This window comes from Enterobacter cloacae complex sp. 2024EL-00711, from assembly GCF_047529885.1.
Lineage (GTDB): Bacteria > Pseudomonadota > Gammaproteobacteria > Enterobacterales > Enterobacteriaceae > Enterobacter > Enterobacter ludwigii.
In genome coordinates this window covers 326,399-348,365 of the sequence record NZ_JBLIZC010000001.1, presented here as the reverse complement: position 1 = coordinate 348,365, position 21,967 = coordinate 326,399, and the positions used below count along the sequence as shown (strand labels likewise).

At 54.8% G+C, this 21,967-nt stretch carries 23 protein-coding genes; 15 read left to right on the top strand and 8 right to left on the bottom strand.

Annotation, left to right across the window (positions count from 1 at the left end; all coding sequences use genetic code 11):
- The first annotated feature begins 59 nt into the window (after positions 1–59).
- Both ACMVME_RS01700 and ACMVME_RS01695 read left to right on the top strand, forming a co-directional pair.
- The gene (locus tag ACMVME_RS01700) at positions 60–1,655 is read left to right on the top strand and encodes an ABC transporter substrate-binding protein (RefSeq protein ID WP_068794624.1); all 1,596 of its coding nucleotides are present in this window, start codon (positions 60–62) and stop codon (positions 1,653–1,655) included.
- 135 nt (positions 1,656–1,790) lie between these two features.
- Positions 1,791–2,465: a DUF3313 domain-containing protein gene (locus ACMVME_RS01695; protein ID WP_020884175.1), complete on the top strand. Its 675-nt coding sequence runs from the start codon at positions 1,791–1,793 to the stop codon at positions 2,463–2,465.
- Between the two features lie 32 nt (positions 2,466–2,497).
- On the opposite strand, the gene ACMVME_RS01690 is transcribed toward ACMVME_RS01695, so the two are convergent.
- Positions 2,498–3,394 (bottom strand): DMT family transporter, encoded by an 897-nt coding sequence (locus tag ACMVME_RS01690; protein WP_014170023.1) that lies wholly within the window; start codon positions 3,392–3,394, stop codon positions 2,498–2,500.
- A gap of 173 nt (positions 3,395–3,567) precedes the next feature.
- Between ACMVME_RS01690 and ACMVME_RS01685 the strand changes: the two genes are divergently transcribed.
- A complete protein-coding gene (locus ACMVME_RS01685; RefSeq protein ID WP_025204220.1) occupies positions 3,568–4,440 on the top strand; it encodes a helix-turn-helix domain-containing protein in 873 nt (290 codons plus the stop codon).
- Here ACMVME_RS01685 and ACMVME_RS01680 read toward each other — a convergent pair.
- On the bottom strand, positions 4,420–5,586 hold the full coding sequence (locus tag ACMVME_RS01680; protein WP_068794625.1) for a benzoate/H(+) symporter BenE family transporter: 1,167 nt from the start codon (positions 5,584–5,586) through the stop codon (positions 4,420–4,422). The two genes, ACMVME_RS01685 and ACMVME_RS01680, sit on opposite strands and share 21 nt — an antisense overlap.
- Positions 5,587–5,678: 92 nt before the next feature.
- Here ACMVME_RS01680 and ACMVME_RS01675 point away from each other — a divergent pair, with 92 nt between their 5' ends.
- Both ACMVME_RS01675 and ACMVME_RS01670 read left to right on the top strand, forming a co-directional pair.
- Complete coding sequence (locus ACMVME_RS01675) at positions 5,679–6,206, top strand: helix-turn-helix domain-containing protein (protein ID WP_068794626.1); 528 nt, start codon at positions 5,679–5,681, stop codon at positions 6,204–6,206.
- An 80-nt stretch (positions 6,207–6,286) separates the two neighbouring features.
- Positions 6,287–8,251: a peptidase U32 family protein gene (locus ACMVME_RS01670; protein WP_040017455.1), complete on the top strand. Its 1,965-nt coding sequence runs from the start codon at positions 6,287–6,289 to the stop codon at positions 8,249–8,251.
- Here the strand turns inward: ACMVME_RS01670 and ACMVME_RS01665 are convergent, their stop codons facing one another.
- The gene (locus ACMVME_RS01665) at positions 8,252–8,482 is read right to left on the bottom strand and encodes a DUF2554 family protein (protein ID WP_025204219.1); all 231 of its coding nucleotides are present in this window, start codon (positions 8,480–8,482) and stop codon (positions 8,252–8,254) included.
- A 242-nt stretch (positions 8,483–8,724) separates the two neighbouring features.
- Here ACMVME_RS01665 and ACMVME_RS01660 point away from each other — a divergent pair, with 242 nt between their 5' ends.
- The gene (locus tag ACMVME_RS01660) at positions 8,725–9,087 is read left to right on the top strand and encodes a hypothetical protein (protein WP_014170029.1); all 363 of its coding nucleotides are present in this window, start codon (positions 8,725–8,727) and stop codon (positions 9,085–9,087) included.
- Positions 9,088–9,245: 158 nt separating this feature from the next.
- On the opposite strand, the gene ftrA is transcribed toward ACMVME_RS01660, so the two are convergent.
- Complete coding sequence (gene ftrA / locus ACMVME_RS01655; protein WP_041162599.1) at positions 9,246–10,247, bottom strand: transcriptional regulator FtrA; 1,002 nt, start codon at positions 10,245–10,247, stop codon at positions 9,246–9,248.
- A gap of 73 nt (positions 10,248–10,320) precedes the next feature.
- Here ftrA and ACMVME_RS01650 point away from each other — a divergent pair, with 73 nt between their 5' ends.
- The 8 genes from ACMVME_RS01650 (at position 10,321) to zinT (ending at position 18,338) form a co-directional block, all read left to right on the top strand.
- Positions 10,321–10,734 carry a rhodanese-like domain-containing protein gene (locus tag ACMVME_RS01650; protein ID WP_414743342.1) on the top strand — a complete coding sequence of 138 codons (414 nt, stop codon included), beginning with the start codon at positions 10,321–10,323 and terminating at the stop codon, positions 10,732–10,734.
- Positions 10,735–10,891: 157 nt separating this feature from the next.
- Positions 10,892–11,995, top strand: a complete 1,104-nt coding sequence (locus tag ACMVME_RS01645) for a cobalamin-independent methionine synthase II family protein (protein WP_047366215.1) — start codon at positions 10,892–10,894, stop codon at positions 11,993–11,995.
- Between the two features lie 203 nt (positions 11,996–12,198).
- Entirely contained in the window at positions 12,199–13,470 is a 1,272-nt protein-coding gene (gene urtA / locus ACMVME_RS01640) for an urea ABC transporter substrate-binding protein (RefSeq protein WP_020884166.1), read from the top strand.
- A gap of 24 nt (positions 13,471–13,494) precedes the next feature.
- On the top strand, positions 13,495–15,069 hold the full coding sequence (gene urtB / locus ACMVME_RS01635) for an urea ABC transporter permease subunit UrtB (protein WP_068794627.1): 1,575 nt from the start codon (positions 13,495–13,497) through the stop codon (positions 15,067–15,069).
- On the top strand, positions 15,069–16,142 hold the full coding sequence (gene urtC / locus ACMVME_RS01630; RefSeq protein WP_020884164.1) for an urea ABC transporter permease subunit UrtC: 1,074 nt from the start codon (positions 15,069–15,071) through the stop codon (positions 16,140–16,142). Before urtB ends, urtC begins: the two co-directional genes overlap by 1 nt.
- Positions 16,142–16,939, top strand: coding sequence for an urea ABC transporter ATP-binding protein UrtD (gene urtD, locus ACMVME_RS01625; RefSeq protein ID WP_020884163.1), 798 nt, complete (start codon positions 16,142–16,144; stop codon positions 16,937–16,939). Before urtC ends, urtD begins: the two co-directional genes overlap by 1 nt.
- Positions 16,940–16,948: 9 nt before the next feature.
- On the top strand, positions 16,949–17,647 hold the full coding sequence (gene urtE, locus ACMVME_RS01620; RefSeq protein WP_014170038.1) for an urea ABC transporter ATP-binding subunit UrtE: 699 nt from the start codon (positions 16,949–16,951) through the stop codon (positions 17,645–17,647).
- A 52-nt stretch (positions 17,648–17,699) separates the two neighbouring features.
- Entirely contained in the window at positions 17,700–18,338 is a 639-nt protein-coding gene (zinT, locus tag ACMVME_RS01615) for a metal-binding protein ZinT (protein WP_063925461.1), read from the top strand.
- Positions 18,339–18,386: 48 nt separating this feature from the next.
- On the opposite strand, the gene ydeE is transcribed toward zinT, so the two are convergent.
- Complete coding sequence (ydeE, locus tag ACMVME_RS01610; RefSeq protein WP_376711904.1) at positions 18,387–19,625, bottom strand: efflux MFS transporter YdeE; 1,239 nt, start codon at positions 19,623–19,625, stop codon at positions 18,387–18,389.
- 203 nt (positions 19,626–19,828) lie between these two features.
- On the opposite strand from ydeE, the gene eamA reads away from it, so the two are divergent.
- Positions 19,829–20,728 carry an O-acetylserine/cysteine exporter gene (eamA, locus tag ACMVME_RS01605; protein ID WP_068794628.1) on the top strand — a complete coding sequence of 300 codons (900 nt, stop codon included), beginning with the start codon at positions 19,829–19,831 and terminating at the stop codon, positions 20,726–20,728.
- Between the two features lie 38 nt (positions 20,729–20,766).
- Here eamA and marB read toward each other — a convergent pair whose 3' ends face one another.
- The 3 genes from marB to marR are packed head-to-tail and all read right to left on the bottom strand — an operon-like array spanning position 20,767 to position 21,853.
- The gene (gene marB, locus ACMVME_RS01600; RefSeq protein WP_014170042.1) at positions 20,767–20,985 is read right to left on the bottom strand and encodes a multiple antibiotic resistance protein MarB; all 219 of its coding nucleotides are present in this window, start codon (positions 20,983–20,985) and stop codon (positions 20,767–20,769) included.
- 32 nt (positions 20,986–21,017) lie between these two features.
- Positions 21,018–21,398 carry an MDR efflux pump AcrAB transcriptional activator MarA gene (marA, locus tag ACMVME_RS01595; RefSeq protein ID WP_008502237.1) on the bottom strand — a complete coding sequence of 127 codons (381 nt, stop codon included), beginning with the start codon at positions 21,396–21,398 and terminating at the stop codon, positions 21,018–21,020.
- Positions 21,399–21,418: 20 nt separating this feature from the next.
- Positions 21,419–21,853 carry a multiple antibiotic resistance transcriptional regulator MarR gene (gene marR, locus ACMVME_RS01590; RefSeq protein ID WP_020884159.1) on the bottom strand — a complete coding sequence of 145 codons (435 nt, stop codon included), beginning with the start codon at positions 21,851–21,853 and terminating at the stop codon, positions 21,419–21,421.
- Positions 21,854–21,967 lie beyond the last annotated feature (114 nt).

Below are 21,967 nucleotides of genomic sequence, written 5' to 3'. Positions count from 1 at the left end.
TATTTATGAAATGGCAAAAGAATTAATTAGCCGTCGAATTAAAAAGACAGGAATAAATGATGAAAAGCAAACTCACAATGTTAACGCTGGCACTTGCTGCGCTCACGGTCAGTTCCACCGTTGCGGCAAAAACGCTGGTGTATTGCTCTGAAGGATCGCCGGAAAACTTTAATCCTCAGTTATACACGTCGGGAACCAGCGTGGATGCCAGTGCCGTGCCGGTCTATAACCGGCTGGTCGATTTCAGGGCGGGTACAACGGAACTGGTCCCGAGCCTGGCGGAACGCTGGGAGGTGAGCGAGGACGGCAAGGTTTATACCTTCCATCTGCGTAAAGGGGTGAAATTCCAGAGTAATAAATCGTTCAGCCCGACGCGCGACTTTAACGCCGACGACGTGATTTTCTCATTTATGCGCCAGAAGGATGTAAACCATCCCTATCACAACGTCTCTAACGGCAGCTATTCCAATTTCGAGAGCCTTGAGTTCGGTAGCCTGATCACGGCCATTGATAAAGTCGATGAGCACACCGTGCGCTTTACGCTCGCCCATCCGGAAGCGCCGTTTGTCGCCGATCTGGCGTGGTATTTCGCCTCGATCCTGTCGGCGGAGTATGCCGACGCGATGCTGAAAGCCGGCACGCCGGAGAAGGTGGATATGGACCCGATTGGCACCGGGCCGTTTAAGCTGGCGCAGTACCAGAAAGATTCGCGCATCCTGTTCACTGCGTTTCCGGAGTACTGGCAGGGCAAATCGAAGCTGGATCGACTGGTGTTTAGCATCACGCCCGATGCCTCGGTGCGTTTTGCCAAAATCGAGAAGAATGAATGTCAGGTGATGCCGTTTCCAAACCCGGCGGACCTGCCGCGCATGAAGGCTAATAAAGACATTAATCTGATGAGTAAAGCCGGGCTGAATACCGGTTTTCTGGCCTTCAATACGCAAAAACCTCCGCTGGATAACGTGAAGGTTCGCCAGGCGCTGGCAATGGCCATCAATAAGCCGGCCATCATTGACGCGGTATTCCATGGCACCGGTACGGCGGCGAAAAACCTGCTGCCACCGGGCGTCTGGAGCGCCGACAGCGAACTGAAGGATTACGACTACGATCCGGAGAAAGCGAAAGCGTTGTTGAAGGAGGCTGGTTTTGCAAACGGCATCAGCATCGATTTATGGGCGATGCCGGTTCAGCGCCCCTACAATCCGAACGCAAAACGGATGGCGGAGATGATTCAGGCCGACTGGGCGAAGGTTGGCGTCCAGACCAAAATCGTCACCTATGAATGGGGCGAGTATCTTAAGCGGGTGAAGGGCGGTGAACATCAGGCCGCGCTGATGGGCTGGACCACCGCAACCGGCGACCCGGATAACTTCTTTGGTCCGTTATTTACCTGTACTTCGGCTAACGGTGGATCTAATTCCGCCAAATGGTGCTACAAACCATTTGATAAAATTATCGCTGAAGCGAAATCGATAACCGATCATGATAAACGCGTGGCGCTGTATAAAGAGGCCCAGCAGATGATGCATGACCAGATGCCGGCAGTAATGATTGCCCATTCGACGATTTTTGAACCGGTGCGCAAGGAAGTCACGGGCTATGAAATCGATCCGTTTGGCAAGCATTTGTTCTGGCAGGTTGATATTAATCAGTAGTTTTTCTCTGCCCGGCGTTCAGTCGGGCAATCTTTTCGCAATTTGTGCTGCTTACATCATTTTTTGTCACAACAAACCCGCCAGACTTTTGCTATAACTTCAAATGCATACTTGCAGATAACATGGAATACCATCATGCGTACTCACACTTTTTTTAAAGTTGCAGTGCTTTCTGGTCTGTTGGCGTTAGCGGGCTGTTCGTCTAAAGTCGCCGCCCCCGAACAATATTCAGGCTTTTTAAAAGATTATTCTGGATTGCAGCAAACAACGTCCGCAACGGGTAAACCGACGCTGCGTTGGGTCGACCCGTCGTATAACGAGGCAAATTACGACAGTATTTTATGGACGCCAATCACCTATTATCCAGCGCCAAAACCAACGACCCAAATTGGTCAAAAAACGCTTGATGAGCTTCTGGCTTATACCAACACCAAAATGAAAGCGGCAATCAGCCAGCGTAAACCTGTTGTTACAACGCCAGGTAAACACAGCCTGATCTTCCGCGGTGCGATTACCGGTGTGAGTTCACAGAAAGAAGGTCTGCAGTTCTATGAAGTAGTGCCCGTCGCGTTAGTGGTTGCAGGTACGCAGATGGCAACGGGGCACCGCACCATGGATACCCACCTCTTCTTCGAAGGCGAGCTGATTGATTCGGCGACGAATAAGCCGGTCATGAAGGTTGTGCGTAAAGGCGAAGGTAAAGAGCTGGCGAACGAAAACACGCCAATGGGCTTCGCAACGTTAAAACAGGTTGTGGATGACATGGCGACGGATGCCACCATGTTTGATGTTAAGAAAACCGCGAAATAATCAAAACGGCCTGCAGCAATGCAGGCCTTTTTTTATGCCATACGCAAACGTCTGAACCAGGTTTCCGGTTTCGTAAACATCACCATATTCCCGCCCAGAATCAGCAGTAATCCAATGATGCCGTTGAGATGCCACACGTAACCTTCATAGACCGTGGAGATGGACAGCGCCACCAGCGGGAAGAGCAGCGTACTGTATGCCGCTTTGCCCGGGCCAATGCGTCCCACCAGCGTGAAGTAGGCACCAAAAGCGATGACCGAACCAAAAATGGCGAGATAAAGCAGCGCGCCAATGTAACTCACCGTCCATTCGGGGATAAAACTGTCACCCCGGAACAGGGCAATGCAGCCCATAATGACCGTACCGTAAAACATCGCCCAGGCGTTGGTGGTCATGGTCTCCAGCCCTTTTCGCTGGTGGCGCATGCTGATCATATTGCCCAGCGAGAACCCGTAGGTCCCCAGTGCTGAAAGGCCAATCCCCGTCAGCAGGGAGGCACTCCAGCCACTCGCCAGCAGGTCGTCCCAGAAGAGGGTGATGATCCCGATAAGCCCCAGGGCCGCCGCCGTCCAGAAGCGTGCGGGTGGGCGCTGACCGAAGAAAATAAAGCTGTTGATGGCGTTATACAGTACGGCCATCGAGAAAATCACCGACTCCAGCCCGGTATTGATGTGCGCGGCGGCGGTGTAAAAACACCAGAAGTTGAAGCAAAAAACGCAGCATCCTTGCAGCATGCAAAAGAGATGATCCCGCAAGGCCAGCTTACGAAGCCGACGCAGGGCAATTAAGACGATCATGATCGTGGCGCAGGCCACGGCAAAACGCCAGAAAATTGACACCGGAGCTGCGACTGGCCCCTGTTGCAGGAAAATGGCAATCCAGGTTGTTCCCCATATCACCACCACCAGTCCATAGAGTAATGCGTTCATTGTTGCTCTCTTCTCACACAGCGAAAAGTGCAGTCTGGCGCGAGTGGCATGACATTGCTTTCACCGATTTGCGGTGGACTTGCATATTCTTGCGCTTTTTTGTGGCTGCAGATCTGGCATCGTGGTGCAACACTTCATAGACTGAGAGTCTGATTACTCACCCGTTAATAGCTATGTCTCGCGCTTACGATACCTTTGAAACGCTACGCCAGCAGAACGCCGTGCTGCGGGAAACCGTTGCGCTGAATTCCGGTATTCAACTGGCAGCCTGGTACAACAAGCACGACACGATAACCGTAAAAAGTAATCACCATACCCTCAGCCTGTACGTGGCGGACGGTTATGAGAGCTATCAAAAAACGCCGGGCGGCTGGAAAAACGGCGGCGGCCCGGACCGTTTCTGTCTGATGCCAAAAGAGAGTGAATCGACGTGGGATATTCGCGATGACCTGTCGTTTGTCCATCTCTACTGCACCGATGAGCATTTGCGTGATGTCGGGGAAAAAATCTGGGACAAGCGCCCGCTGTCCCTGACGCTGGATGAAAAGATTTTCGGCAGCGATCCGAAAATTACCGCGCTTTACCGTCAGTTTTTGCTCGGCTGCGACTGGCAGCAAAAAGCTAACCAGCTCACCCTGAGTACCGCGTCTACGCTGTTGATGACCCACCTGTTACAGAATTACTCCAGCGTGCAGTGGAAACTGCCGGTGGTGACCGGCGGGTTGTCACCGTTTGTGCTGCGTAACGTGCTGGCGTTTATCGAAGAGAACCTTTCCCAGCCGCTAACGCTGGCGGAACTGGCCGAACAGGCCGCGCTGAGCGAGTATCATTTCGCCAGGATGTTCCGTCAGTCCATGGGGCTGGCACCGCATCAGTACGTGATGCAGCGTCGAATGGAGAAAGCCAAAGCGCTGGTGCAGCACACAACCACACCGCTCACGGATATCGCGCTGGCCTGCGGGTTTAACTCCGCCAGCCATTTCAGTAACCGCTTTCGCAGCATGATGGGCATAACGCCCTCGCAGCTACGCGCGGCGAAGGTGTGAAAAGACCGTATAACATACGCCGCCCAGCACCAGCCCCCAGAACGCAGAGCCAATACCCAGGATCGTGACGCCGCTGGCGGTCATCAGAAAGGTGACAATTGCCGCGTCGCGCTCCGTTTCGTTGTTCAGTGCCTGATACAGGCTCCCGCTGATGGTGCCCAGCAGCGCCAGGCCGGCGAGCATCTGGATCCAACTCAGGGGAAGGGAGGCCATCAACCCGGAAATGGATCCGCCAAAAATGCCCGCCAGCAGATAAAATCCTCCTGCGGCCATGGCGGCAAGCCAGCGTTTGCTGGCATCCGGGTGCGCATCCGGGCTCTGGCAAATCGCAGCGGTGATCGCGGCGATACAGATGGAAAAGACGCCGAGCGGGGATAACACCAGTGCCAACCCTCCGGTGACGATCATCAGCGGTGATACGGCCAGAGGATAGCCGGAAGCCTGCATCGTGGCGAAGCCCGGCGCATTCTGGGACGCCATGGTGACCAGGAAGAAGGGCACGCCAATGCTTATCAGACTGGTTAACGTAAAGGTCGGCGCGATAAACGTGGGCATCACCACGGAAAGGGTTAACTCTTTTGTGACAACGTCACCTCCCGCCCAGGCCACCATACTGCCCACCAGCAACGTGGCGACAATGGCGTAGCGGGGTGCCAGCGCTTTGGCGAACAGCCATGCCGCCAGCATGCTGCCGCACAGTAAAAAATGCCCCTCAAGATTGCTGAACGCCTGCAGTCCAAACCTGAGCAGCACCCCGGCGAGCATAGCGGCGGCAAGGGAATGCGGGATAAGCTTCATCAGGCGAGCAAACAACCCGGTTACGCCGCACAGCAGAATGAGCGCGTTGGCAAAGATAAAAATCCCGATGGTCTCGGCAAGCGTTACCCCGTGCAGGCTGGTGGCTAACAGCGCCGCGCCGGGCGTAGACCAGGCGGTGAGTACCGGGGCTTTATACCACCAGGAAAGCGCCAGCGTGCTGACCCCCATACCTATCCCCAGGGCCGTCATCCAGCCGGCGATCTGCTGCGCGTTTGCTCCTGCGGCAGCGGCGGCTTGCCAGATAATGGCGGCGGAACTGGCATATCCCACCAGAACGGCGACAAAACCGGCGAGAACGGCAGAAAAGAGTGAGGATGAAGGGCGCATAAAAACTCCGTTGTGCGTTATAACGTCCGCCCTAAGGTAACACTGTGCGTTATAGCGTACAAGTGGTATGATCGGTCGCATCAGGAGGGAACATGGACATCACACAACATCTTGCTTACACACTGAAAACCGAGCGTCAGGCGCGTGGCTGGAGCCTCGCCAGACTGGCGGAAGAGACCGGCGTTTCAAAGGCCATGCTCGGGCAAATCGAGCGCAATGAATCCAGCCCGACGGTATCCACGTTGTGGAAAATCGCCACGGGGCTGAACATCCCTTTTTCTGCCTTCATCACGCCGGCAGCTGACAGGCAGGCGGTATTCGACCCGGAACAGCAGGCGATGGTGGTGAAACCGTTATTCCCGTGGGATGAGACGCTAAAGTTTGACCACTTTTCGATAACCCTCGCTGCCGGCACCCTGAGCGAATCCACGCCCCACGAGGCTGGCGTGATTGAACACGTGGTGGTGATCAGCGGCGAACTGGAGATGAACATCGATGGCGAGTGGCAGACCATTACTGCCGATTCGGGGGTGCGTTTTGCCGGGGATAAACCGCACGCCTATCGCAACAGCAGCGACCGGCCGGTGCATTTTCACTCCCTGATCCATTATCCCCGCTGAAGCGACGCAAAACTGTTTCGCTGCCGCATACTTCTGACTACAATAGCCGCCATTTTGACCATAACGGATAACGACGAAGTATGCGCCTGCAATCCCATCATCTCGAACTCTTAAGCCCGGCCCGCGACGCCTCCATCGCCCGTGAAGCGATCCTTCATGGTGCTGATGCCGTCTACATTGGTGGACCTGGCTTTGGTGCCCGCCATAACGCCAGCAACAGCCTGAGCGATATTGCTGAACTGGTGCCGTTCGCCCATCGCTTTGGGGCGAAAGTGTTCGTGACCCTGAACACCATTCTGCATGATGATGAGCTGGAGCCTGCGCAACGTTTAATTACCGACCTCTACCAGACCGGCGTCGATGCCCTGATTGTGCAGGATATGGGCGTGCTGGAGCTGGATATTCCTCCCATTGAACTGCACGCCAGTACCCAGTGCGATATCCGCACGGTAGAGAAGGCGAAGTTTCTTTCTGACGTGGGTTTTTCCCAGATCGTGCTGGCGCGTGAGCTGAACCTGAACCAGATCCGCGATATTCACCAGGCGACCGACGCAACCATTGAATTCTTTATCCACGGCGCGCTGTGCGTCGCCTATTCTGGTCAGTGCAATATTTCCCACGCCCAGACGGGGCGCAGCGCCAACCGCGGCGACTGCTCTCAGGCATGTCGTCTGCCGTATACCCTGAAGGACGATCAGGGCCGCGTTGTGGCGTTCGAAAAACACCTGCTCTCGATGAAAGATAACGATCAGACCGCCAACCTGGGTGCGCTGATTGACGCCGGCGTGCGCTCCTTCAAAATTGAAGGGCGTTATAAAGACATGAGCTACGTGAAGAATATCACCGCTCACTATCGTCAGATGCTGGATGCCATCATTGAAGATCGCGGTGACCTGGCGCGTGCGTCGGCCGGTCGTACCGAGCATTTCTTTATTCCGTCAACGGACAAAACTTTCCACCGCGGCAGCACTGACTACTTTGTGAATGCCCGTAAAGGGGATATCGGTGCGTTTGATTCACCGAAGTTTATCGGTTTACCGGTGGGTGAAGTGCTGAAAGTGGCAAAAGATCACCTCGACGTGGAAGTGACCGAGCCGCTGGCCAACGGCGATGGCCTGAACGTGATGATCAAGCGTGAAGTGGTGGGCTTCCGTGCGAATACGGTGGAAAAAACCGGTGAAAATCGCTATCGCGTATGGCCAAACGAGATGCCTGCGGATCTCTACAAAGCGCGCCCTAACGCGGCACTGAACCGTAACCTTGACCACAACTGGCAGCAGGCGCTGCTGAAAACCTCGAGCGAACGTCGTATCGCGGTGGACATTGAACTGGGCGGCTGGGAAGAGCAACTGATCCTGACCATGACCTGTGAAGACGGTATCAGCGTGACGCATACGCTTGATGGTCTGTTCGAGGTGGCAAACAACGCGGAAAAAGCCCTTAACAACCTGAAGGATGGCGTGGCGAAGCTGGGGCAGACCCTTTACTACGCGCGTCATATCGACGTTAACCTGCCGGATGCCCTGTTTGTTCCGAACAGCCAGCTGAATCAGTTCCGCCGCGAGACGGCAGAAATGCTGGATGCCGCCCGCCTGGCTAACTATCCACGCGGCAGCCGCAAGGCCGAAACCGTTCCTGCGCCGGTTTACCCTGACACGCACTTGTCCTTCCTGGCGAACGTCTATAACCACAAAGCGCGTGAATTCTATCACCGTCACGGCGTACAGCTGATTGACGCAGCCTATGAAGCGCATGAAGAGAAGGGCGATGTGCCGGTGATGATCACCAAGCACTGTCTGCGCTTCGCCTTCAACCTCTGCCCGAAACAGGCGAAAGGGAATATTAAAAGCTGGAAGGCCACACCGATGCAGCTGGTGAATGGCGACGAAGTGCTGACCCTGAAATTTGACTGCCGTCCGTGCGAAATGCATGTGATTGGCAAGATGAAAAATCATATTTTCAAAATGCCGTCACCGGGTAGCGTTGTGGCCTCCGTGAGCCCGGACGATTTAATGAAAACCCTGCCGAAGCGTAAGGGTAATTAATTACCGAAAGTGCGTGTCTGGTTTGCGCGATTTCTGCCACAGGTGGTGTTCGCGCAAACCTTCCGCTGACTCTTCTGCAACGCTGCGTAATTCATCGCTATCCGCTTCATGGCGGAGCTGATGTTCCACATTCTTTACCCACACATATTCATGGCCTTTATGTCCTGCCATCAGCTGACCTGAAAATAACCCACACACCAGCAATATCAGCGTTAACCCTTTTCTCATCATTATTTCACCGTTGAATGCCATCGCGGGACTATCATGCCAATAATTTCTTCGGGAAATTATTCAAAAATTCAAATTAGCGCAAAGAGAGTGTCAAATTCTGTGCGGCGACAGCTGTGATGAGACTTTTCCTAAAATTAGCATCAAGTTTGTTAACCGCCAATTCTGGTACGTAATTAGCCACTAGCTTTAAGGATAAATCCTATATAATGGTTAAACTCTGGCTAAGGAATGGGTCTTGTTAAATGAAAAAAATGATAGCGCTTGCGCTGCTGGTGGTTGCTGTTGGGGCGGGTGCAGGTATTTACTCTATTAGTAATGACGAACCAGAATATATTCAGTCCGCGAAAGCGCGTGTTGGGTCATATTTAACCAGCGATTACGGACGCGTGGCCTGTAATAGCACCAGAATTGATGACCAGCGCTGGCAATTAGGCTGCACCAATCAGGCAAGAGGTAAAACATTCGAGTTCGCGGTTTATCCGTCTGAAAAAGCACCGTATGGTGTGTCGCGTTCGTTTTATCTGGAAGCCATCAATGATGATGCAAAACAGAGCGCGGAGCAGGGTCTGATGCGTTATTTGCAAATCAATACCAAAGCGGGTTAATCAGGCTGTTTACCTTTCATTGAGACTATGGATGTTAGTTTGTAAGAGATCCGCTGCCCGGCCATGGAGTGTCGGGACGTAGAGACCAAAATACAAATCTATCCATGCAAGCATTTACCGCCATATTATGGCGGTTTTTTTTGTCTGCAATCCGGCCACTAGCGGGCAGGACGCGAATAGTGTTTGCGATACTGGGCCGGTGAAAGGGCGAACTGCTGCCGAAAATGGTGACGCAGGGTCGATGCCTGACCGAATCCGGTCTGCTCTGCGATGCTGTCGATACTTAAGCGACTGCTTTCCAGATAATCTTTTGCCCTCAGCAGGCGCTCATTGAGCAGCCAGCGCGCGGGCGTGGTGCCGGTCGCATCCTGAAAGCGGCGCAGAAAGGTGCGTTGACTCATGCCGACCCGACGCGCCAGTGAATCAACGCTGTGCGATACGGCAAGATGGGTGTGCAGAAAATCAAACAGTTGACCGAGACGCTGACTTTCGCGCAGTTGCGCCACCGGGCGGCTTAGCTGCTGCGGCAGTGAGCCATCCCGGTGCGGGGGAATGACCAGACGACGCGCTACGGTGTTGGCGATTTCCATCCCATAATCCCGCCGGACCACGTGCAGGCATAAATCGATGCCTGCCGCGCTGCCCGCCGAGGTGAGAATGTCGCCGTCGTCCTGATAAAGTACATCTTCAACCACCTCGATGGCCGGGTAACGGGCCTTAAGCGCCTCAATATAGCGCCAGTGCGTTGTGGCTTTACGCCCATCCAGCAGCCCGGCAGCGGCAAGAACAAACACGCCGGAACAGATCGACAAAAGCTGGCATCCCCGCGCATTGGCCTTACGTAACGCCGCGCAGAGCGCGGGCGGAACCGGTGAATCCAGTCCTCGCCAGCCGGGCACAACGATCAGGTCGGCCGTCTCAAGCAGGGTTAAATCGCCGTCGGTGATGAGGCGAATCCCCCCGGTCGCCCGAAGTTCACCGCTGTCTACGCCCGCCACGGCAAAACGATACCATTCGTCTCCCAGTTCCGGACGCGGCAGACCAAAGATTTCCACTGCCACGCCAAACTCAAAGGTACACAAACCGTCATACGCCAGCACAATGACCTGAGGGCGGGAAATCTGTCTTAAGTTTGTCATCTTTTTGCTGTTTTCTGGCATAAGCGAGCGCATTCACGGGCTGAATTTGTGGATAGAGTAGTGTTAACACAAACGCCAAAGATGAGGAAGGATCATGAGTTATGTTACTGAATTTCCGGCTGCTGAACCCCAGGAAGCCGTTACCCATTTTCTGCGCCGCCTGAGCGTCGAGACCGATTGCGCCGATGTGCATCATGCCATCATGAATCATGAACAGGATTTCGTCCTGCTGCACGTCGTCGGGAGCCCGCAGCAGTTCGCCCGCCGTCACGTTCCCGGTGCGCTACATATGCCGTGGAGTCAGATTACCGCCGAACGCATGGCCCAGTGGCCTGACGGCACGCTGTTTGTGGTCTATTGCGCCGGGCCTCACTGCAACGGTGCGGACAGAGCCGCGCTGAAGCTGGCGCGTCTGGGGCTGCCGGTGAAAATTATGCTCGGCGGGATCACCGGCTGGGAAGATGAAAAGTTTGAGTTTGCGAGCCAGGAATCGCTCTCCGCACTGTGAAGATGAATTTTTTTCAACACCCGTGAAATTTTCTCGTTTGCCGGCTGGCGGCAGGTATGACATCTTTTTTTGGACATTTAGACATCCAGAAGTCTAAAGATTCAAATAATGAATTATCACTGCGGGCAATTATTGTCGGCAGATAAAGGAGATTTCCATGCAACGACACCATGCCCCATACCGCGCCGATGTAGTTGGCAGCTTTTTACGTCCGGATGCCATCAAACAGGCTCGCCTGAAATACGCCAGCGGCGAAATTGATGCCGGGCAGCTTCGTGCGGTTGAGGATGAGGCGATCCGCCATGTTGTCGAGCAGCAGTGCGCCTGTGGCTTGCATGTGGTGACCGACGGTGAATTTCGTCGTGCCTGGTGGCACTTTGATTTCTTCGACGGTCTGCAGGGTGTTGAGCGTTACGATTCTCAGCAGGGTATTCAGTTCAACGGTGTACAGACCAAAGCCCACGGCGTGCGCGTGACCGGCAAACTGGGCTTTGGCGATCACCCGATGCTGGAGGATTTCCGCTACCTGAAAAGCATTAGCGGGAATGCTCAGCCGAAGATGACCATTCCCAGCCCGAGCGTGCTGCATTTCCGCGGTGGGCGCAAAGACATTGATGCGACGGTCTACCCGGATCTGAAGGACTATTTTGACGATCTGGCGACCACCTGGCGGGACGCGATTCGGGCGTTTTACGACGCGGGCTGCCGTTATCTGCAGCTGGATGACACTGTCTGGGCCTATCTCTGTTCGGACGATCAACGTCGTCAGATCCGCGAGCGTGGTGACGATGCCGACGAGCTGGCGCGTATATATGCCCGCGTTCTGAATAAGGCACTGGAGGGCAAGCCGGACGATCTCACCATCGGGCTGCATGTCTGTCGCGGAAACTTCCGTTCAACCTGGATTTCCGAAGGGGGCTATGAGCCGGTGGCTGAAGTGCTGTTCGGGACGGTCAACGTGGATGCCTTTTTCCTTGAGTACGACAATGACCGGAGCGGTGATTTTGCACCACTGCGTTTTGTTCGCCCGGGCAAGCAGCAGGTGGTGCTCGGCCTTATTACCACCAAAAATGGCGAGCTGGAGAACCCGGAAGGGGTGAAGGCGCGTCTGGAAGAGGCGGCGAAATACGTGGCTAAAGAGCAGATTTGCCTGAGCCCGCAGTGCGGATTTGCCTCTACCGAAGAGGGCAACAGCCTGAGCGAAACCCAGCAGTGGGACAAAGTCCGCCTGGTGACGCAGATCGCCAGCGAAGTCTGGTAAACCCTCCGCCACAGCGCTGCATTATAAAAGTGCAGCGCTGTACCATTCTGAGTCGTTCTTTTTACATCCTTCGTTACTTCTCCTGTCATAGCGCTTTATCCATCCTGGCATCCTTTTTGCTCTCTCTAAGCTGACGTTTTTATTTTCTGCGTCCACGCCGTAACGGACGCCTTTGCACAGCTTTCTTTTTCAGGAGTGAAAATATGCACCGTCGTACCTTATTAAAAGCCTTCGCATTGTCCGCGTCTGTCGTAGCTATGGGGATGAGTTTTGGCGCTCAGGCGGCCGATACCATCAAGGTGGGGATCATGCATTCCCTTTCCGGCACGATGGCGATTTCCGAAACGCCGCTTAAAGATGTTGCGCTGATGACCATCGATGAGATCAACGCCAAAGGGGGCGTGCTGGGTAAGAAGCTGGAACCGGTAGTGGTTGACCCGGCCTCGAACTGGCCGCTGTTTGCTGAAAAAGCGCGCCAGCTGCTGAGCCAGGACAAAGTAGCGGTGGTGTTTGGTTGCTGGACGTCGGTGTCGCGTAAATCGGTGCTGCCGGTGTTTGAGGAGCTGAACGGACTGCTGTTCTACCCGGTGCAGTATGAGGGTGAAGAGATGTCACCTAACGTCTTCTATACCGGCGCCGCGCCAAACCAGCAGGCGATCCCGGCGGTGGAGTACCTGATGAGTGAAGACGGAGGCAGCGCGAAACGCTTCTTCCTGTTAGGCACCGATTACGTTTATCCCCGCACCACGAACAAAATCTTGCGTGCTTTCCTGCATTCGAAAGGGGTGGAAGACAAAGACATTGAAGAGGTATACACCCCGTTTGGTCACAGCGATTACCAGACAATCGTTTCCAGTATCAAAAAATTCTCTGCCGGAGGGAAAACCGCGGTGGTTTCCACCATCAACGGCGACTCCAACGTTCCGTTCTATAAAGAGCTGGCTAACCAGGGCCTGAAAGCTACCGATGTTCCGGTTGTGGCCTTCTCCGTGGGAGAAGAGGAGCTGCGCGGGATTGACACCAAACCGCTGGTGGGCAACCTGGCGGCGTGGAACTACTTTGAGTCCGTTGATAACCCGACCAACCAGGCGTTTGTGGCGGATTACAAAGCGTATGCCAGGGCACACAAATTGCCGAACGCCGACACCGTGGTCACCAACGACCCGATGGAAGCCACCTACGTCGGGATCCACATGTGGGCGCAGGCGGTTGAAAAAGCAGGTACCACCGACGTCGATAAAGTTCGGGCGGCAATGGCCGGTCAGTCCTTCAAGGCCCCTTCAGGCTTTACGCTCACCATGGATGCCACCAACCACCATCTGCATAAGCCGGTCATGATTGGCGAAATTGAAGGTAACGGCCAGTTTAATGTGGTCTGGCAGACGGAACAGCCGGTGCGTGCTCAGCCGTGGAGTCCCTTCATTGCCGGTAATGACAAAAAGCCCGATCAGCCGATGAAAACCGCCAGCAACTAAGTTATCACCGCAGGGAGAAAAGTCATGAACGCCATACGCACGATCATCGCTATTGTGTGGCTTACCGGACTGCTGCCAGGGATGGTGCAGGCATCGGATGCCGACCAATTCGTGGCCGCCAGTCGCAGCCAGCAGGCAGAACTGTTGACGCAGTGGGCAACCGCACCGGAGGCGGCACGGTTGCCGCTGCTCCAGGCGCTACAAAGTGAAAGTCTCTATACCGACAGCCAGAAACATGCGTTTGCACAACGCCAGGGGGCAATGGTTCCCCTGGGTGAAACAAAAGCCGCAGCAGGCCAAACCAAAGCCGTGCGTCTGACCAACCGGCTGCGCAATCTGGTGGCGACGGCAATGGCAACCCATCAACTTGTGAGTGACAGTGTCACGGAAAGGCGTGCGGCAGCTCGTCAACTCCAGCGGGATGCACAGCCTGAAATGCTCGATTTCCTGCAAAAACGGGTGAGCAGCGAAACGGATGATGTGGCCCGTCAGTCGCTGATGCTGGCGCTGGCGAACCTCCAGCTGGCAAGTCCGCAGGCTGCGGTGCGCCTGAACGCTGTGGTGCTGTTAGGGCAATCAGACGATCCGGACGTTCAGTCCCGGCTGACGCCGTATACGCAGGCAGCATCGGAGCCGGATGCCGGCGTGCGTGCTGCCGCTGCCGAAAGTCTGAAACAGATTGAGCATCGCCTGATGTGGGGCGATCTGCTTGGTCAGGCGTTTATGGGGCTCTCGCTGGGGTCGGTACTGTTGCTCGCCGCGCTGGGGCTGGCAATTACCTACGGCCTGCTGGGGGTGATTAACATGGCCCACGGGGAGATGCTGATGCTGGGCGCGTACGCCACCTGGATGGTTCAGCAGGTGATGGCCGGCTTCGCCCCACAGTGGCTGGCGCTCTACCCGATCGTTGCACTGCCGGTGGCGTTTATTGTGACCGCCAGCATCGGGATGGTGCTTGAGCGTACCGTTATTCGTCATTTGTATGGCCGACCGCTGGAAACGCTGCTGGCGACATGGGGTATTAGCCTGATGATTATTCAGCTGGTACGCATGACGTTTGGCGCCCAGAACCTGGAGGTGGCAAACCCGCCATGGCTGTCCGGTGGCGTGCAGGTGTTTGCCAATCTGACGCTGCCGTGGAACCGCATTGTGGTACTGGGTTTTGTGCTGCTGGTGCTGTTCTTCACGTGGCTCATTCTGAACAAAACCCGTCTTGGTCTGAACGTGCGCGCAGTAACGCAAAATCGCAGTATGGCGGCCTGCTGCGGGGTACCGACAGGTCGCGTCGATATGCTGGCCTTTGGGCTTGGCTCGGGGATTGCGGGTCTGGGGGGCGTGGCGTTATCGCAGTTAGGCAACGTTGGGCCAGAACTGGGCCAGGGTTATATCATCGACTCGTTCCTCGTGGTGGTGCTTGGCGGGGTGGGTCAACTGGCAGGTAGCGTGGCCGCGGCGTTTGGGCTGGGGATCTTTAATAAAATTCTCGAACCGCAAATGGGGGCAGTATTGGGCAAAATCCTGATCCTGGTGGCGATTATTCTGTTTATTCAGAAACGTCCGCAGGGGTTATTCGCACTGAAAGGGAGGGTTACTGACTGATGAGCCAGCCGCTTACCTTAACGCTGGCGCGCAAAGCGCCACGCACGACGCAGATAGCCGGTAGCCTGATCGTGGCCTGCCTGCTGGTTTTACCGTTTTTCGCCTTACTGCCCGCGACGCATCCGCTGGCGATCTCGACCTGGATGCTCACGCTCACGGGTAAGATCCTCTGTTATGCCATCGTCGCCGTGGCGCTCGATCTGGTGTGGGGCTATGCCGGAATGCTCTCCCTGGGGCACGGTATCTTCTTCGCGCTGGGCGGCTATGCGATGGGCATGTACCTGATGCGCCAGGCGGCGGGTGACGGGCTGCCCGCGTTTATGTCGTTTCTCTCCTGGAGTGAACTGCCGTGGTTCTGGTGGGGGACGCAGCACTTTGTCTGGGCACTGGTATTAATTGTGATGGTGCCGGGGATGCTGGCGCTGGTGTTTGGCTGGTTTGCCTTTCGCTCAAAAATCAAAGGGGTCTATTTTTCGATCATGACCCAAGCGCTGACGTACGCGGGGATGTTGCTGTTCTTTCGCAATGAAACCGGCTTTGGCGGAAATAACGGCTTTACCGGTTTTACCACGCTGCTCGGGTTCTCCGTTACCGCGACTACCACCCGTATTGCGCTGTTTCTGGCTACCGTGATGCTGTTGCTGATAGCGCTGGGCACAGGCTTCGCGCTGGCGAAAAGTAAGTTCGGTCGCATTCTGACCGCGGTGCGTGACGCCGAAAACCGCCTGACGTTTTGCGGGTACGATCCCCGTGGTTTCAAGCTGCTGGTGTGGACACTTTCAGCCGTACTCTGCGGTCTGGCCGGTGCACTGTATGTGCCGCAGGTGGGCATTATCAACCCGGGTGAAATGTCGCCAACCAACTCAATTGAAGCGGCCATCTGGGTCGCGCTGGGGGGGCGCGGCACGCTGGTCGGCCCGGTGATAGGCGCGGCGCTGGTAAACGGTGCGAAGAGCGTCTTTACCGTCGCCCTGCCGGAATACTGGCAGCTGTTTCTGGGGCTGATTTTCATTGCCGTGACGCTGTTTTTACCGCGCGGTGTCTACGGTCTGTTTCGTAAGGGAGAACACTAATGCAGCCAGCCGAAGGATTATTTACCCGCCAGTTACCCGGGGATCGCTATCGCGACCAGACCGATCCGGTACTGCAGCTTGAAGCCATCAACGTGAATTTCGATGGTTTTCAGGCGCTGACGGACCTCTCACTGAACATTGGCGTGGGTGAATTGCGCTGCGTGATTGGCCCCAACGGTGCGGGAAAAACGACATTAATGGACGTGATTACCGGCAAAACGCGGCCTAAAAGCGGCAGAGCGCTGTACGATCAGTCCATCGACCTGACGGCGCTTGAACCCGCCGAGATTGCCCGCCAGGGCATCGGACGTAAGTTCCAGAAGCCCACGGTCTTTGAAGCGCTCACGGTGTGGGAAAACCTTGAGATTGCGATGAAAACTGACAAATCCGTCTGGGCGAGCCTGCGGGCCAGACTCAACGGCGAGCAGCGGGACCGTATTGACGAGATGCTGCTCTTGCTGCGGCTTGGCGGTGAGCGCGATCGCCGCGCCGGGCTGCTTTCGCACGGGCAAAAGCAGTTTCTGGAGATTGGCATGCTGCTGGTGCAGGACCCGCATCTGCTGTTGCTGGATGAACCGGCGGCCGGAATGACCGACGCGGAGACCGACTATACGGCTGAGCTGTTCAGAACCCTTGCGGGCAAACACTCCCTGATGGTGGTCGAGCACGATATGGGCTTTGTCGAAACCATTGCCGACCACGTGACGGTGCTGCACCAGGGACGCGTGCTGGCGGAGGGGTCACTTCGCCAGGTGCAGGCCAATGAGCAGGTCATAGAAGTCTATCTGGGACGCTAAGGAGCCGTCATGTTACAGGTGAACGAACTGAATCAGTATTACGGCGGCAGTCATATTCTGCGCGGGGTCAGTTTTGAAGCGGCGACCGGTGAAGTGACCTGTCTGCTGGGGCGCAACGGGGTGGGGAAAACCACGCTGCTCAAGTGTCTGATGGGCCTGATCCCGGTAAAAACAGGAGACATTATCTGGCAGGGAAAAAAAATCACCCACAGCAAGCCGCACCAGCGCGTGCAGTCGGGTGTGGCCTATGTTCCGCAGGGGCGTGAGATTTTTCCACGCTTAACGGTCGAGGAGAATCTGTTGCTCGGGCTGTCACGCTTCCCCGCCCGCGACGCAAAGCGCGTCCCGGAGGATATCTGGCAGTTGTTCCCGGTGCTTAAAGAGATGAAGCATCGTCGTGGAGGCGATCTCTCCGGCGGTCAGCAGCAACAGCTGGCGATTGGTCGCGCCCTGGCGAGCCGGCCACAGCTGTTAATCCTCGATGAACCCACGGAAGGTATTCAGCCGTCGGTGATCAAAGAGATAGGCCTGGTGATCCGCAAGCTGGCGGACAGAGGGGATATGGCAATCCTGCTCGTAGAGCAGTTTTACGATTTCGCCGCTGAACTTGCCGACAGCTATCTGCTGATGTCGCGCGGGACCATCATTCAGCGTGGACGGGGCGATACAATGGAACAAGAGGGCGTTCGCGGACTGGTTGCGATTTGAAATGTTATATTATAACATCCTCATTCTTATAAAACGGAGTGAGGAGTTTGTTTTGGCTGCACATATTGGCAAATTTGCAATGACTCTGGGGGCGCTGCTGGTAAGCGGTCAGCTGTTTGCCCATTCGCATGGACATCAGATGACGGAAGCGGAACAGAAGGCGGCGAGCGGCGTCTTTGAGGATAAAGACGTCAAAGACAGAAAGCTGTCTGACTGGGATGGGACATGGCAATCCGTCTATCCGTTTTTGCTCGATGGCGCGCTGGATCCGGTTTTTAAACAGAAAGCGCAGAAGGATAAAAAATCCTTCGACGAGGTGAAAGCTTACTACCGCACAGGGTATGCGACGGACGTTGAGGCTATCGGCATCGAAAACAACGTGATGGAATTCCACAAAGGTAAGGCTATCACTCGCTGCCAGTATGATTACAGCGGCTATAAGATCCTGACTTATGCATCAGGTAAGAAAGGGGTTCGCTATCTGTTCGAGTGTAAAGATCCGGACAGCAAGGCGCCGAAGTTTGTCCAGTTCAGCGACCATACCATCGCCCCAAAAGCCTCTTCCCATTTCCATATCTTTATGGGCAACACCTCCCACGAGGCGCTGCTAAAAGAGATGGATAACTGGCCGACGTACTACCCGAACGAAATGTACAAACAGCAGGTGGTCGACGAGATGCTGCACCATTAATGGCCTGCCCGATGCCGGGTGGGCGTCATGCCGCCCGGCGTCGAGGACTTAAGCCACTTTCGGCATTTCGCACCACGCCTTCACGCTCATTCCACGCAAAATCATCAGCCAGGCAATCACGATGGCAACCATCATGATCGCAAACAATGACCAGTGCGGCAGGTTGGTAAGGATAATACCGGTGATCATCGGGTTTGCCGCCGCCCCAAGCCAGCCCAGCGCCTGTGCAGAGAAGTAACTCGCTTTCATACCCGGCGGGGCAATATTGTCGATCAGCATATATTCGCCCGGTGCATAGATAATCTCACCCAGCGTAAACACCGCTGCCGCAATGCCCCAGTAGACCAGGTTTTCCCCGGAGAGCATAAAACCGCCCAGACCCAGGACGAAGAAGAGTGTTCCCACCGTCATCAGCGGACGTATATTGGTGGCGGAGATCTTGCGACCGATAACGTATTGCAGGGTGACGACCACCGCAGCATTCACCGGCAGCACCACGGCAACCACGTTTTGCGCAAAGTTGCTGTCGGCATTCGCAGCCAGCACGTACTGCGAAATACAGCTGGCGAATGACCCGCCCACATACGACGCCAGCAGGCCGGAAAGGGTGTACCAGAAGAGGGCGCGGTCTTTAAGCAGTACTGACGGTTGCCACGGCATTTTCTCTTCGGTGGCATCGAGCGCAACGCTTTTTTGCACAAAGAAATGGATAAAACCGAGCGGCAGTGCGGCACAAAAAGCGGCCAGCCAGAACGGCAGCTGCAGGCTGTACATCACCAGTAAGGTGCCCACCGGCGGCCCGATCGTCCAGCCAATGTTCAGGAAGCTATAGTTTAGCGAGAAAACGCGCGCTTTTTGGCTCGAGGTTAGCACATCGGCAAACCAGGCCTTCAGCACCGTTGAAAATACCGAATAGGCGCAGTTAATCAGGGAAAAGAAGAGCACCACCAGCGTGACGTTATCCACCAGCGGGATAGCAACAAACCCGGCAATAAAGGCGACGATTGACATCAGCATGTAGCGCTTTTTATCAAACTTATCGGCGAGGATGCCAAACCCCATACTGAATACCACACCGACGGTAAGCGCAATGGTCAGGGCATAACCAATATTCTCAACGCTCATATTAAATACGCGCGTGAGATAGATGGTCATAAACGGCAGCGTTGCCCCACGACCAATGGTTAATAATAACGACGACGCCAGCAGCGCTGCGGTTGAGCGCCTGAGTGATGGTTTCATATTCCTGCCTGACAATTGCGTTTGTTTTTTTTGAGCCGCAGAGATTCTGGCCGCGCTTGCTCGCCGCCATCCTGCAACGTGTATTATTTTAGGTATATATCAGGAGTATCACGACATAAGGGGCTTGTATAGCGCCTAATTTATCCGTAAGTGCTTCAGTTGACTGCCAGAAATAATGATCTTCTCGTGGCATGTTTTTTTCGTTACCTTGAAGTGTTTACAAAAATTTAATCATTCAGGGGCAGAGTATGACGCGAAAAGACGGGCTGCTGGCGTTGCTGGTGGTCATCGTATGGGGTCTTAATTTTGTGGTCATCAAGCTTGGGTTGCATAACATGCCCCCACTCATGCTGGCCGGTTTGCGTTTTCTGCTGGTGGCCTTCCCGGCGCTCTTCTTTGTTGCGCGCCCGAAAATTCCGTTCAGACTCTTACTGGGATACGGCCTGACCATCAGCTTTGGCCAGTTCGCGTTTCTGTTCTGCGCCATTAAGTTCGGGATGCCCGCCGGTCTGGCTTCTCTGGTGTTACAGGCTCAGGCGTTCTTTACCATCATTCTCGGGGCGTTTGTCTTTGGCGAGCGTCTGCAGGGTAAACAGCTGGCGGGGATCACCCTTGCGGTGTTCGGCGTGCTGGTGCTGATAGAAGCCAGCCTGAACGGGCAGCACGTGGCGTTACTGGGCTTTATGTTAACGCTGGCGGCGGGGCTGAGCTGGGCCTGCGGGAATATCTTCAACAAGCTGATTATGCAGCATGAGGCGCGCCCGAAGGTGATGTCGCTGGTGGTCTGGAGCGCACTGATCCCCATTGTTCCGTTTATGGTTGCGGCGCTCATTTTTGATGGGTCGGACGTGATGCTGAAAAGCCTGGTGGAAATCGATCTCACCACCATTTTATCGCTGATCTACCTGGCATTTGTGGCCACCATTATTGGTTATGGGATCTGGGGATCGCTGCTGGGTCGCTACGAAACCTGGCGCGTGGCGCCGTTATCCCTGCTGGTTCCGGTGGTAGGGTTGGCCAGCGCCGCGCTGTTGCTCGATGAAAAGCTGAGTGCGCTGCAGCTGCTGGGGGCCGTGCTGATCATGGCCGGGCTGTACATCAACGTGTTTGGTTTGCGCGTGCGTCGGGTAACGCGGGCAAGAGGATAGGCATAAAAAAAGCCCCGCATCCGCGGGGCAAAAACGAATCAGAAGCTGTGCTGATTATAATAAGGCACGCCTAACTCGTCGGATTTGTCACTACCAGCACCCATGTGGTTGAAGTCATAAGGTGACTGGTCATGTGCTGACGGCAAAATCATCGTGTCACGATTATTTTGCTGCGTTGCACGAGGGGTTTGCTCCGCGAAGGTCTGGCTGGAAAACAGCACCAGCAAGGCGAGGGCGGCGGAGGCTGTAACTTTCATGATTTCCTCGGTTACGTCTTTACAGGCGATGATTAACTACAATGTTTTAGTGGATACAGGTATCGGGATTCACCCGGCACGCTGGTAATACGGTATTTGTGAGGCGGCACGTCGAAGTAGTTCTTAAACGTACGCGTCAGGGTTTGCTGTGATTCAAAACCGTAACGTTCCGCCAGATAAAGGATCGGCTCATTGCTTTCTTTCAGCTTCTGGGCAATTTCCGTCAGTTTGCGGCTGCGAATATATTGACCTAATGAATGGCCGGTCTCTTTTTTGAACATCCGTTGCAGGTGCCATTTGGAGTAACCTGAACGCTCTGACACTTTTTCAAGGGAGAGCGGCGATTCCAGGTTATCTTCGATCCAGTCCAAAATGCTATGAATAGTAATAGCGTCAGTATTGCGTCTGGACATCGTCATACCTCTTTTTCTGTTTACGGCAGTATTTTCTTAAGCAAAAGCTCAAGCGTTGCCACTTCATCTGCCGTTAAGTTTTTTGTTAGTTCCTGATGCAGTGTTTGTCCTACTAGTTGATGACATTGCTCGCACATAGCCGCGCCATCGCTGGTGAGTTTCACCAGGACGCCGCGTTTGTCATTCGGGTTAGGGCTTCGTTCTATCCATCCTTTGCAAACGAGACGATCGAGCATGCGGGTTAGCGCACCCAGATCGACAGAGAGCACCTTTTTCAGCTCAACCGGCGTGATACACACTTCGCAGCGAATGGAGCACAGCACTTTGAACTGCGTGGCGGTGATATCCAGCGGTGACAGATAGTCATTGAGCAGGCGATCTTTTTTCTGGTTAACCATATGAATAAGACGACCCAGCGGAATAATGTCGTTAAAGAGATCACTGGTGCTTTTCACAATGGTTGCCCTGGCAAGTAGTTTAGTCACGGCAGATATTATTGCTCAGGCAAGTATAAGTCAACTGAATGGATCAGCGGATGCCACGAATTGCTAAAACGTTTCATGAACTTT